This window comes from Afipia massiliensis (assembly GCF_001006325.2).
Classification (GTDB): domain Bacteria; phylum Pseudomonadota; class Alphaproteobacteria; order Rhizobiales; family Xanthobacteraceae; genus Afipia; species Afipia massiliensis_A.
On record NZ_LBIA02000001.1, the window covers coordinates 2,317,407 to 2,330,331 of the forward strand.

General features: G+C 63.7%; 10 protein-coding genes. 3 read left to right on the forward strand and 7 right to left on the reverse strand.

Annotated elements, in window-relative coordinates:
* Positions 1 to 58: 58 nt before the first annotated feature.
* The 4 genes from YH63_RS11040 to YH63_RS11055 all read right to left on the reverse strand — a co-directional run bounded on the left by YH63_RS11040 (position 59) and on the right by YH63_RS11055 (position 5,579).
* On the reverse strand, positions 59 to 781 hold the full coding sequence (locus YH63_RS11040; RefSeq protein WP_046829589.1) for a hypothetical protein: 723 nt from the start codon (positions 779 to 781) through the stop codon (positions 59 to 61).
* A gap of 124 nt (positions 782 to 905) precedes the next feature.
* Complete coding sequence (gene lspA, locus YH63_RS11045) at positions 906 to 1,406, reverse strand: signal peptidase II (protein WP_046827563.1); 501 nt, start codon at positions 1,404 to 1,406, stop codon at positions 906 to 908.
* Between the two features lie 2 nt (positions 1,407 to 1,408).
* Entirely contained in the window at positions 1,409 to 4,402 is a 2,994-nt protein-coding gene (ileS, locus tag YH63_RS11050) for an isoleucine--tRNA ligase (RefSeq protein ID WP_046827562.1), read from the reverse strand.
* A 190-nt stretch (positions 4,403 to 4,592) separates the two neighbouring features.
* A complete protein-coding gene (locus YH63_RS11055; protein WP_046827561.1) occupies positions 4,593 to 5,579 on the reverse strand; it encodes a bifunctional riboflavin kinase/FAD synthetase in 987 nt (328 codons plus the stop codon).
* A 236-nt stretch (positions 5,580 to 5,815) separates the two neighbouring features.
* Here YH63_RS11055 and YH63_RS11060 point away from each other — a divergent pair, with 236 nt between their 5' ends.
* Positions 5,816 to 6,211, forward strand: coding sequence for a response regulator (locus YH63_RS11060; protein ID WP_002713246.1), 396 nt, complete (start codon positions 5,816 to 5,818; stop codon positions 6,209 to 6,211).
* A 275-nt stretch (positions 6,212 to 6,486) separates the two neighbouring features.
* Here the strand turns inward: YH63_RS11060 and YH63_RS11065 are convergent, their stop codons facing one another.
* The 3 genes from YH63_RS11065 to YH63_RS11075 form a co-directional block, all read right to left on the reverse strand.
* Entirely contained in the window at positions 6,487 to 7,362 is an 876-nt protein-coding gene (locus tag YH63_RS11065) for a TIGR01459 family HAD-type hydrolase (protein WP_046827560.1), read from the reverse strand.
* A gap of 26 nt (positions 7,363 to 7,388) precedes the next feature.
* Positions 7,389 to 8,849 (reverse strand): EAL domain-containing protein, encoded by a 1,461-nt coding sequence (locus tag YH63_RS11070; protein WP_046827559.1) that lies wholly within the window; start codon positions 8,847 to 8,849, stop codon positions 7,389 to 7,391.
* 169 nt (positions 8,850 to 9,018) lie between these two features.
* A complete protein-coding gene (locus tag YH63_RS11075) occupies positions 9,019 to 10,302 on the reverse strand; it encodes an aspartate aminotransferase family protein (protein ID WP_433995116.1) in 1,284 nt (427 codons plus the stop codon).
* 254 nt (positions 10,303 to 10,556) lie between these two features.
* Between YH63_RS11075 and YH63_RS11080 the strand changes: the two genes are divergently transcribed.
* Together YH63_RS11080 and YH63_RS11085 are read left to right on the forward strand one after the other, a co-directional pair.
* Positions 10,557 to 10,997: a TadE/TadG family type IV pilus assembly protein gene (locus YH63_RS11080; RefSeq protein ID WP_046827557.1), complete on the forward strand. Its 441-nt coding sequence runs from the start codon at positions 10,557 to 10,559 to the stop codon at positions 10,995 to 10,997.
* A 2-nt stretch (positions 10,998 to 10,999) separates the two neighbouring features.
* Complete coding sequence (locus YH63_RS11085) at positions 11,000 to 12,847, forward strand: TadG family pilus assembly protein (RefSeq protein WP_349642968.1); 1,848 nt, start codon at positions 11,000 to 11,002, stop codon at positions 12,845 to 12,847.
* The last annotated feature ends 78 nt before the right edge of the window (positions 12,848 to 12,925 follow it).

The following is a 12,925-nucleotide window of genomic DNA, read 5'->3' on the forward strand; positions in this document are numbered from 1 at the left end:
GATGGCGGATCGCGATTATGGAGCAGCAGCCATCAGCGTGATGGCGCGGCCGGGGCTATCAATCCCAGATCTTTTCGCAACGGCCGCTGGCGGCGTCGCACTTTTCCTTTGGTGCCTTCAACTGGCCGACGCCATAGGCGTAGTTCGACGACGGGGTCTGGTAACCGCTCGGAGGCTGCGTGAGTTCGCTGCGCTCGGGCTCTGAGACGAATTTCTCGGTTTCCGTGGTCTTGCTGCCGAACGGATTGGAGAACAGCCCGCCGACGTATCCGAGCTGCGACGGCATCATCATCAGCGGGGAGTTGGAATTGTTGTTGCCGGGGGACGATGTATCCTGTGCGCCCTTGCTCTTCGGCGTCCGCTGCGCGAGTTCGTTCGGCATCAGCGGCATGCGTTCTTCTTCAGGGGTCTTGCGCTTCTGCTTGGCCCGTTCGCGCGCGGCTGCGCGCTCGGCAATGTCCGGATCCTTCGGCCAGTTCGGCGCCAGCTTCGACTTGCCTGTCTGCGGCGGAGGAAGATCGATCTTGGAGGGCACCACCAGCGGCGAGCGCTCGCGGTACTCGATGGAGCCGTCCTCGAGCTTCTTGCCGCCGAGGCCGCTCATCAGGTTGTCCATCAGCTTTTCTTCGAACGTCTTGCCGTCGTCCTCGTCCGCATCCTGGGCGCGAACCGGGCCTGCGCCCAGCACCAGACCGACGCCAAGCAGAATGGCGGCGACCCGAAGCGCGCGCGTCGCGGGGCGCGATGAAAGGTGCAAACCTGAACCGATGCCGCCCGTCATTGCGTTCATCCTGATCCGTTGTCCAAGGACTTGGCCATATCGCCGCAAACCGTTGCGCCGCAAGCCAGATTGCCGGGAGCCAAATGGCCGAAAACCAGATGGCGAGAGCCAAGCGTATCCCCGGTTATCGGGGCCTTTTTGCGGCATCCGGGGTTACAAAGGAGTCATACAGGAGGGCGGCAACCCCGGCAACGATGGCCACGTCCGCAAGGTTAAACACGTACCAGTTGTAGGTTTTACCGCCGATCTGGACGTGAAACAGCGCGAAATCGACCACCGCGCCGTAGGCCAGCCGGTCGATGGCGTTGCCGATGGCGCCGCCGATGATGAGCCCGAGGCCAATCACCGCAAGGCGGGTGCCGGATTTCGCCATCCAGATGCCCAGCACAATGATTGCGGCGGCCTTGAACGCCAGCAGGATGGCCTGGCCGACCGGGCCGGCATCCTGGAACCAGCCGTAGCTGATGCCGGTATTCCAGGCGAGTACCAGATCGAAGAACGGCGTCACCGGCACGCTGCCGCGCGGGCCGAGTTCGAACACGTTCAGCAGCCAGAGTTTCGACGCCTGATCGAGCACGAGGGCTACGGCGGCGGCGATCAATCCGGAGCGGAGGAGGGGGGACATTGCTAGCCGACCCCCAGCGCCTTCCATTCCCGCAGTGCCTGTGCATCGCGGGGCGACACGTCGGGATAGTCCGGATCGTCGCCGACGGTCGGCAGGATTTTCCACGACCGCGCGCACTTGGTGCCGACGGCCTTTTCGACCACGACCGCGACGCCGGGCACATCGCCGAGCGTGAACGCCCCTGCGGGCGCCTCCTCGTTGGTGACCATGGCATTGGAGGTGATGCAGACTTCCGCCAGATCGATATCGAACAGGGTGGCGAATACCGCCTTGTCGGAGACGTAAACCAGCGGCGAGGCTTCCAGCGACGAGCCGATGCGCTTGGCGGCGCGCTCGACTTCCAGCGCGCCGGTGACCACACGGCGGACGTCGCGGATGGTCTCCCACTTTTTCGCAAGAGCTTCATTACCGAAACGGTCGAGGTCGTCGCGGAAGGTGGTGAGGTGCACCGACGGTTCGGCATCGGGACGATACATCTGCCAAGCCTCATCAGTGGTGAAGCTGATGGCGGGCGCGAGCCATTTCAGGATCGCGTCGCAGAGAATGTCCACGGTGGTCAGCGCGGCCTTGCGGGCGAGCGACGACGGCGGATCGCAGTACAGCGTGTCCTTGCGGATGTCGAAATAGAACGCCGACAGTTCGGTGTTCATGAAATTCGCCAGCGTCGCGATCACCGTCTTGTAGTCGAAGTTCGCATAGGCCGGACGAACGATGGCATCGACCTCGGACAGGCGATGCAGCATCAGCCGCTCAAGCTCCGGCATCTCGCTGTAGGAGACGGCGTCGCTGCGCTTGAAGTGATGCAGCGTGCCGAGCATCCAGCGCAGCGTGTTGCGCAGCTTGCGGTAGGTCTCGATGGTGTTCTTGAGGATTTCCGGTCCGATGCGCTGGTCATCGGCATAGTCGGTGGCGCAGACCCACAGCCGCAGAATATCCGCGCCGGAATCCTTGATGACTTTCTGAGGCTCGGTGGTGTTGCCGAGCGACTTCGACATCTTGCGGCCGTTCTCGTCGAGCGTAAAGCCGTGGGTCAGCACCACGTCGTAGGGCGCGCGGCCGCGAGTGCCGCAGCTCTCCAGCAGCGAAGAATGAAACCAGCCGCGATGCTGGTCGCTTCCTTCGAGATACATGACGGTGTCTTTGCCGCCATCGACCTTGCGCTTGATGCCGGCGAGGCCGGGGAAATGCACCGGGTCGTCGAGCACGAAGGCGTGCGTCGAGCCCGAGTCGAACCAGACGTCGCAGATGTCGTCGACCTTCTTCCATTCCTCGTTGGCGCGCGATCCGAGGAAGCGCTCGCGTGCGCCATCGACGTACCAGGCGTCGGCGCCTTCCTTTTCAAACGCATCGGCGATGCGCTTGTTGACGGCCTCGTCCTGAAGAATTTCAGCCGAGCCGTCGCCCTTTTCGCGCACAAAGACTGTGATCGGCACGCCCCACGCCCGCTGTCGCGAGATCACCCAGTCCGGGCGGCCCGAGATCATGCCGGTGATGCGGTTCTGGCCCTGTTCGGGCACCCAGCGCGTGACGCTGATCGCCTGCAACGCGCGGGCGCGCAGCGTGTCGCCGGGCTTCGCCTTGCCGCTGTCCGAGATGTCCTTGTCCATCGCGATGAACCATTGCGGCGTGTTGCGATAGATCACCGGCTTCTTTGAGCGCCACGAATGCGGGTACTGATGCTTGAGGCGCGAGCGCGCGAGCAGCATGCCGCGCTCGGCCAGCGCCTTGATGACGGTTTCGTTGGCATCGCCCTTTTCGCCCTTGTCATTGAGCACGCGCTTGCCGGTGAAGCCGGGCGCCTGTTCGGTAAACGCGCCGTCGGCGTCGACGGTGTAGGGGATGACCGAGCTGATGCCGCGTGCTTCCAGTTCGCGCGCGTTCGCGGTCCAGATGTCGAAGTCCTCGCGGCCGTGGCCGGGTGCGGTGTGCACAAAGCCGGTGCCGGTATCGTCGGTGACGTGATCGCCGGCGAGCAGCGGCACGGTGAACTCATAACCGCCGGCCGTTCCCTTCAGCGGATGGCTGCACTCGATCGCATCGAGAATGTCGGCCGACACATCGCCGGCTTTTTCATACGACGTGACGCGGGCCTGCTTGAAGACTTCCTCGGCGAGCTTGTCGGCGAGGATTAGCAGATCGCCGGTCTTCGCCCAGTTGTCGGCGGGCGCGTCGGTGATCTTGTAGAGGCCATAGGTAATTTTCGGCGAGAAGCTGATGGCGCGGTTGCCGGGCAGCGTCCATGGCGTGGTGGTCCAGATCACCACCGAGGCCTTGGCGAGACGGCCGTGTGCCGCGTTCACCGGAAACTTCACCCAGACCATGTCCGAGGTGTAGTCCTCGTACTCGATTTCGGCTTCGGCGAGCGCGGTCTTTTCGACCACGCTCCACATCACGGGCTTGGAGCCGCGATACAGCGTGCCGTTGGCGGCGAACTTCATCAGCTCGCGCGCGATCTGCGCCTCGGCCGGGAAGCTCATCGTGGTGTAGGGATGTGACCAGTCGCCGACCACGCCGAGGCGCTTGAATTCCTCGCGCTGGATGTCGACCCACTTCTGCGCGAACGCCCGGCACTCCTGGCGGAATTCGACGATCGGCACCGCGTCCTTGTTCTTGCCCTTGGCGCGGTACTGTTCCTCGATCTTCCATTCGATCGGCAGGCCGTGGCAGTCCCAGCCCGGCACGTAATTGGAATCGAAGCCGAGCATCTGCTGGCTGCGGGTCACCACGTCCTTGAGGATCTTGTTGAGCGCGTGGCCGATATGGATGTTGCCGTTGGCGTAGGGCGGGCCGTCGTGCAGCACGAATTTCGCGCGGTCCTTGGCGGTCTCGCGCAGCTTCCCGTACAGGTCGATGGCGTTCCAGCGCGCCAGAATTTCCGGTTCGCGCTGGGGCAGGCCCGCGCGCATCGGGAAGTCCGTCTGCGGCAAATAGAGGGTGCTGGAGTAATCGTTGCCGTCGGCTTTGGGGGCAACGGACTTTTGGGGCTTGTCGGACATGAATGCTCTGGCTTGGCTCGAATGGCGCTGGCTTGCACGACGAAATGTGCAGCGATGAAATCGATCCCGGTCTTGCGCCGAGCATGGTGCTCAGACGGAAGCCGGGCCGCTAATGCCTATTGTGGTGCGCTGCGCCAACATGGGGCCTAGATAGCAGGCATGGGTGGCATCGGAAAGGCCCGCAAGCCGCTCAATCCGTGACAATTCCGAGCTTCGGGAAAGCATCCGGCGCCGCCGCCAGCATGGCGCGGGCTTTTGCGCTGTCGTCGTCCATCTGGCGCACCAGCGCGTCGATGCCGTCGAATTTCAGCTCGTCGCGGATGAAGCCGATGAATGCGACATCCGGCCGCTGGCCGTAAAGGTCGCCCTTGAAGTCGAACAGGAACACTTCCAGCAGCGGCGCGCCGTTGTCGAAGGTCGGGCGGCGGCCGAACGAGGCGACGCCATCGATCCGCACTCTATCTTTTCCTTGGCCGATGCCGGCCCGCACCGCATAGATGCCGTGCTTGAGGCCGCAATGCTTGTCGAGGCGGATGTTGGCGGTGGGATAGCCGAGATCGCGGCCGCGCTTCTCGCCGTGGATCACCTTGCTGGAAATGAACCACGGTTCGCCCAGCATGGCGGTCGCCTCGGTCACCTGGCCCTCGGCCAGCGCCATGCGGATCGCGCTGGAGGACACCGGGCGATCCAGAATGTCGACGTGCGACTGGATGTGGACCTCGATGCCGAGCCGTGGCGCTTCGGAGGCGAGCAGCGACGGCGATCCGGCGCGGCCCTTGCCGAAATGAAAATCGTATCCGACCGAGATGCCGCTGATTCCGAGCCGGCCGATGAGATCGTGGTTAATGAAATCCTGAGCGCTGGTGCCGGCGCGGGTGCCGTCGAACGTCATCACCACCGCGCCGTCGAGGCCGGTCCCGGCGAGCAATCGCAGTTTCTCGGCTTCGTCGCTCAGCCTGAACTGCGGGGTGTTGGGGCTGAAAAAACTGCGCGGATGCGGCTCGAACGTCACCGCGTAAGCCGGCTTGCCGTGCTTGCGGGCCATGTCGATGGCCGCGGAAATCACCACCCGATGGCCAAGATGGACGCCATCGAAGTTGCCCATCGCCACCACCGCGCCCTTGGTGATTGCGCTGGCGGGCGTGGTGTCGCGAATGACGGAAAAGCGTGTCGTCATGAGGTCCGGCAGGAAGTCATTGGAGAAATCGGCCCGGACCTGACCCCGGCCCGGGAGCGAAGTCAAGCCGCCGGCCCGGGCCCTTTGGGCGCAACTTGAAGGTATTCCCCGCCCGCCGGATTAACGGGCTGTTTAAGCAGCCGATGCTAGGTTCGCCCCGACTGCGATGTCAGAAGACATCCGCAAAGTGGTTGATAACGCACGCCGGTTGCTGCGTTCGAGGGAGAAAATCAGCGATGGCCATGGATTTGTCGATGCCGGTTCTGGTTGTGGATGACTACAACACGATGATCCGAATTATCCGCAATCTGCTCAAGCAACTTGGTTTCGAGAATATCGATGACGCCAGCGACGGCTCCGCAGCTTTGAACAAGATGCGCGGCAAGAAGTACGGCCTCGTGATCTCCGACTGGAATATGGAGCCGATGACCGGATACGATCTGCTCAAGGAAGTGCGCAGCGACCCGAACCTCGCCACCACGCCCTTCATCATGATCACGGCTGAATCGAAGACGGAGAATGTGATCGCCGCCAAGAAGGCCGGCGTGAACAATTACATCGTCAAGCCGTTCAACGCCGCGACGCTCAAGACCAAGATCGAGGCGGTGTTCCCGGACAACGTGCCGGCGTAACCGCCGCGTCGCATCCGCAGAATTTCAATGCCCGGCCTCGCGCCGGGCATTTTGCGTTTGGGAGCTTTGGTGGTCCGGAGACGTGAAGCGCGCCTGAAAACACGATGTCGTCCCCGCGAAGGCGGGGACCCATACTTCCTGAGTTGGATTTTTAGAGTTCTATCTAACCACCTCGCTAAAAACGAGGAGCCGGTGGTTATGGGTCCCCGCCTTCGCGGGGACGACGTGATGAGAAATCGCGCGCGACCACTTAAGCGCGGATCGCGTCTAGCGCCCTACCACTTCAAATCCTGCATCAGCGCGAGCGGTGGCTTTGCATCACCGAACAGCCGGCGCACCGAGAATTCGTCGGCCACGTCGAGACCTTCGAAGTCGACCGCGTGGATACCCCGGGTCAGGAACAGGCAATCCAGTCCCATCAGGTTTGCGCCGGTGAGATCGGTGCGCACGGAATCCCCGATCGCGAGAATGCGATTGGCTGGCGTCGTGCCGCCGCGCTTTTCCGCGGCGAGTTCAAGCGCGCGGTCGTAGATCGGCCGGTGCGGCTTGCCGTAGAAGATCACCTCGCCGCCGAGGCTGCGATAGAGCTCGGCGATGGCGCCCGCGCAGGTGATCAGGCGATGTCCGCGTTCGACCACCATGTCCGGGTTGGCGCAGACGAAGGTGAGATTGCGCTTGAGCGCCTCTTCCATCATGCCGCGATAATTTTCCTCGGTCTCGACCTCGTCGTCGTAAGGACCGGTGCAGACAATGTACTCGGCGTTCTCGAGTGTCGTGAACTTGACGTCGAGACCGCGGAACATCGGGTTGTCGCGCTCCGGTCCGATTTGCAGCAACGGCTGTTCGAGACGCGACGCCACGAAGCTGCGTGTCAGGTCACCCGACGACACGATGGCGTCGTAGGTTTCGTCTGAAATCTCCATCTTGCGCAACTGGCGCTGCACGGAGTCGGCCGGGCGCGGCGCGTTGGTGATCATGATGACCGTGCCGCCCTGCGCGCGGAACGATTGCAGCGCCTTGCAGGCCTCGGGAAATCCATGAACGCCGTCGTGGATCACGCCCCAGACGTCGCTGAGAATGACGTCCACCCCGGTGGTGAGGTCGCGCAAACGATCGGCGAAACGCAAGGCAGTAACGTCAGGCAGAGTCATGGAAACGGATCACTTCTGTGCGGAGGCTATTTCTGCGCGGACGCTCGGCGCGCCAGCGCGGCATTGCCGGTGACGCGGGGAGCCTCGGCTCTCGCGTCGAATTTGGCGTCGGCTTTTTCTTCTTTTCGGGCCGGTGCGTCAACCGTCGAAGCCGCCGATGTGGCGGGTTCCGTGGGGGTGGTTGCGCCCTCCGGCCGCAGCGGGCGCGGCGGCGCGAACAGGAAGCCCTGGCCGAAGCGCACATCATAGTCCAGCAGGTCGACCACGGCGCGTTCGCCTTCGATCCGCTCCGCCACGAGATCGATCCCGAAGCGCCCGAGCAGATCGGACAGGTCGGCAGCGTGAATGTCGGCGGTCGAGAGTTGCTTCTGGTCGAGCAGCATCGCCGCCGGGACCTTGATGAACTTGACGCCGCGGTCGGCGAGTTCGCGCGGATCGAGCCGCAGATCGGTGACGTTGTCGATCGAGAAGCCGTAGCCGAGCCTCTGCAGCGCCGCGAGATGCTCGCTCTCCACCGGGCCGAGATGGCGGAACGTGCCTTGCTTGAATTCGAGAACCAGCGACGGCGCCAGGATTCTGTTGGCTTCGAGAAAATCGAGGCACTGGCCGAACACCGACGGATTGCTCAGCGTCGCGCCAGAGACGTTGCAGAATACGCCGACGTCCTTCGAGCGCACCATCAGCCGCCGCAGCACCTGCACACAACGAAGCATCACCGTGTGGTCGATCTGACCCATCAGGCCGGCGGCTTCCGCCGTGCCGACGAAATCATTCGCGGTCAGCAACTGCTCCTTGTCGTCGCGCAGCCGGGCCACGGCCTCGTAGAACCGCACCTTGCGCTGGGGCAGCGTCACCATCGGCTGCAGGAACAGATCGATGCGGTTGGCTTCGATGGCGTTTCTCACCGCGACGAGAAGCTGGGCATTGGTGTGATGCGCAGGCGGCAGCGGTGCTTCGGCCGCAGGTGCGTCGGCGTTTGCCGCAGGGGTATCGAGCGGAGTGTTCGCAGCAGGCGCGGACGCCGGCGGTGTTTCGTTCGCCACGGCGGCCGGTTCGGCAACTTGCCGGACAGTGCTGGCGGCGTTCGCGAGAATCTCGTCATGGGCTGCGACGGACGAAGCGAGGTGCTTGACCAGCGATCCGAGTTCGCTGATTTCGCTGGCCACGGTCTGGATGCGTTCCTGTCCGTTGGCGTCGGTCGCCGAGAGGCGCGTCTCGATGGCGCTCATGCGGCGTCCGAACTCGGCGACTTGCCGCGCGAGGTCCGCGGTGCCGCGCGACAGGTCGGCGATCTGGCTGCCGACGTCGGTGCGGTCGCGCAGCCGCATCGACACTGCGTTGTAGAGGATCAGGAAGGTCAGCGCCGTTAGCGCGACGATGGCGGATTCGGAGACGCTGAGTCCCGCCAGCGAATACAGCATCAGGCCCAGCGACGCTGCGATCAGCACCATGCAGATGGCGATGAAAATCGTCGATATGCGGATCATGAAGCCTGCCCAACCCCGAACGGGGCTGAGCTTAGCATCAAGTTTGATTCGGCGCGAAATTGTTAAGGCAGCCTCGAAGGTTGCCTTAATTCAGGGTGCTGCTCGATACGCGAGTCCATCGTCTCAGAAGTCGGGATGGCCGGGATAAACCCGGCCATGACAACAAACCTCACGCGACCGCGCGGATCACCTTGGCGATCTTGTCCATGATCTCGCCGACCTGGCTTTCCGAGATGATCAGGGGCGGGGTCAGACAGAGGGTATCGCCGGCCACCCGGATCATCAGGTCGTGGTCGTGGAACGCCGAGTCGAGCGCCTCGAAGCCGCGCTTGCCGGGGCCGTCCTTGTTGGGCGCAAGGTCAATACCCGCAGTGATGCCGACGGTGCGGATGTCCACCACGTTCGGCTCCTTGCGCAGCTCCATCACCGCGTCCGCCCATTTCGGCTCCAGCGCCTTGGCGCGTTCGAACAGGCCTTCGTCGCGATAGACGTCGAGGGTGGCAAGACCGGCCGCGCAGGCCAGCGGATGCGCCGAGTAGGTGTAGCCGTGGAACAACTCGATGACGTGGTCCGGGCCCTTCATGAAGGAATCGTAGATCGCGTCGCGGACCAGGACGCCGCCCATCGGCACGGCGCCGTTGGTGACGCCCTTGGCGAAGGTGATCATGTCGGGCAGCACGCCGTAGCGCTCTGCCGCGAAGGCATAGCCGAGGCGGCCATAGCCGGTGATGACCTCATCGAAGATCAGCAGGATGCCGTGTTTGTCGCAGATCTCGCGCAGCCGCTTGAGATAGCCCTTCGGCGTGGCCAGCACGCCGGTCGATCCGGCCATCGGCTCGACGATGACGGCGGCGATGGTGCCGGGGCCGTGGATGCCGGCGATGCGCTCAAGCTCGTCGGCGAAATGCGCGCCATACTCCGGCTCGCCCTTGGTGAAGGCCTGCTTTTCGCGGTCATAAGTGCTCGGCAGATGATCGACGCCGGTCAGCAGCGTGCCGAACATCTTGCGGTTGTTGACCATGCCGCCGACGGAAATGCCGCCGAAGCCGACGCCGTGATAGCCGCGCTCGCGGCCGATCAGCCGGGTGCGGCCGGCTTCACCGCGGCCGTTGTGATAGGCGAGCGCCACCTTCAGCGCGGTATCGACCGCTTCCGAACCGGAGTTGCAGAAGAACACATGCTCCAGGCCCTTCGGCGCCAGCGCGGCGATGCGGCTGGCAAGCTCGAAGGCCTGCGGATGGCCGAACTGGAACGGCGGCGCATAGTCGAGGGTCGCGGCCTGCTTCTGGATCGCGCTCACGATCGGATCGCGGCTGTGGCCCGCGTTGCTGCACCACATGCCCGCCGCGCCGTCGAGAATGTTGCGGCCGTCGGTGGTGAAATAATGCATGTCCTTGGCGCCGGCGAGCATGCGCGGCCGGGCCTTGAACGCCCGGTTGGCCGTAAACGGCATCCAGAAAGCATCGAGATCGTTCGGTGTCGCGACATTCGGGCGAGGGCGTTGAATATTCAAGGGACGTTCCTTCCGGCAAGGAGCAAGTTTCTTTGTTAGGAGCAGAGCCTATCAGCTTCCGGCCTCGTTCGGAACGCATCGCGACGCATGGTCGCCGGTACGCGATTTCACATGGCGCGGCCGGAACATAATACACCTGATAGTTGTTTTGTGAATTATCATGCTCTTAAAAGTTGTGTGCGCAAATGCCTGTCATGAAACGGGCCCGCAAAACCACTGCCGGAAAATTTCTCGCCGCGCGCGACGGCGCCATCGCGGTCGAATTCGCGATGATCGCGCCGGTGTTCCTGATGATCGTGTTCGGGATCATCATGTACGGCTCGTATCTCGCGGTCATTCACGGCGTGCAGCAACTGGCGGCCGAAGCCGCGCGGTCTTCGGTCGCCGGACTGAATGAAAGCGAGCGCAGCACGCTCGCCAACAGCTACATCACCGGCAACGTCAATTCGTATCCGCTGATCAATCCGGCGCATCTGACCGTCAACGCCGCGACATCGGGCTCCGATGCAAATGTGTTCGTCGTCACGGTCAACTACGACGCCTCCAGCATGTTCATCTATTCGCTGCCGACATTCGTTCCGGCACCGTCCCCGACCATCGTGCGCTCGGCCGCGATCCCGCGCGGAGGGTACTGAAGATGTTGCGCGGTATTAGAGCGCGCTGCTTCACTTCTCCCCAGCGGGGAGAGGTCGCGAGCGAATGCGAGCGGGTGAGGGGGTTCGGAAGTCTTCTTGAGACATCCATTGCCCCTCACCCCACCCCTCTCCCCAGCGGGGTGAGGGGGCAGATTGTCATCGCGGAGGGACTTCGTCCTCACCATGAGTTTCAGGGTTTTGAACCTAGGCTGCTCCGCCGCTTCGCCGCCGACGAACGCGGCAACATCGCGATCATGGGCGCGGCAAGCCTTCTGATGATCATCGCCTGTACGGCACTGGGCGTCGATGTCGGCACCATCTTCGCCGACAAGCGCCGGACCCAGAGCGCTGCCGATCTTGCGGCCATTGTCGCTGCAAGCGACCTCCCCAATGCGTCCCGCGCTGCTGCGGCGACCGTCGCCAAAAACAACTATCCCCCGGAGTCGCTCGTGGCTGTCGAACCCGGTGTTTACACGGCGAAGGCGTCTCTCGCGCCGCAGCAGCGCTTCGTCGCGGGCGCGACACCCGCCAATGCGGTGCGTGTTTCGCTGAAAACCAAAACGCCGCTGTATTTCGGCAAGGTGTTGACCGGCGACAGCCAATGGAATCTCAAGGCCACCGCCATCGCCAGCACCACGCAGCTTGCGACCTTCGCCATCGGCTCGCGGCTGGTCTCGCTCAATGGCGGGCTGCTGAACGCGCTGCTCGGCGGCATGCTCGGCACCACGCTCTCGCTCTCGGCGATGGACTACAACGCGCTGCTCAACGCGAACATCGATGCGTTCGATTTCCTCCCCGCGCTGGCGACGCGCGCGAACCTGACCGGCGTCACCTACGAGGCGCTGCTGAGCAGCAACCTGAAGGTGACCGACATCGTGGCGGCGCTGCAGACTGCAGCCGCTGGCAACAGCGGCGCGATCACGGCGCTCTCCAGCATCTCATCGTCGCTATCGGGTCTGACCACGCGGATTACGCCGGCCTCGCTGATCAACGTCGGGCCGTATTCGAGTCTCACCGTCGGGCAGAAGCCAAAGGTCGGCGCGAGCGTGTCGGCGCTCGATCTGCTCTCGGCCGCGGCGGCGCTCGCCAACGGCACCAACCAGATCGCGGCGAATGTGAACCTGTCGCTGCCCGGCATCGCGGGCGTGACCTTGCTGGCGACGGTGGGCGAGCGCCCGGTGGGCACGAGCTGGATCACCGTGGGCGCCGCGGGCGCCAGCGTCCACACCGCGCAGACGCGTATCCTGCTCAAGATCCAACTGGTCGGCTCGGGCGCAGTGTCGGTGGTCAACCTTCCGGTCTATGTCGAGATCGCAGCGGGCACCGCGACGCTCAACGCGGTGTCGTGCGGCTATCCCAACGTCAATACGTCAACGGTGACGCTCGGCGTCTCGCCCGGCATTGTGGACGCGTGGATCGGCGACGTGACGCCGGCCATGATGACGAATTTCTCCACCAAGCCGAATCCGCCGCCAGCCAATATCGTCAACCTCGGGATCATCCAGGTATCAGGCCGGGCGCATGCCACCATGGCCAACACATCGCCGACCAGCGTGAACTTCAGCTACGCGGACATTCAGGCGCGCACCAAGAAGACGGTGAACACCACGTCGTTCACCGCATCGCTGACGTCGAGCCTTCTGGGTGATCTGCAACTCGGCGTGCAGCTCGGGCCGCTCGGCCTGCCGATCCCCGGCATCGGCGCGCTGGTGGCCAGCATTATCGGCGGCGCGACCGGCTCGATCGACACGCTGCTCAACTCGGTGTTGCAGACCCTCGGTGTCGGCCTCGGACAGGCGGATGTCTGGGTCAACGGCATCCGCTGCGACGGCGCGGTGCTGGTGAATTAGTTCCTTCCCTCTCCCCTTGTGGGAGAGGGTGCCTGAGCGAAGCGAAGGCGGGTGAGGGGTGAACTCTCGACTGATAGG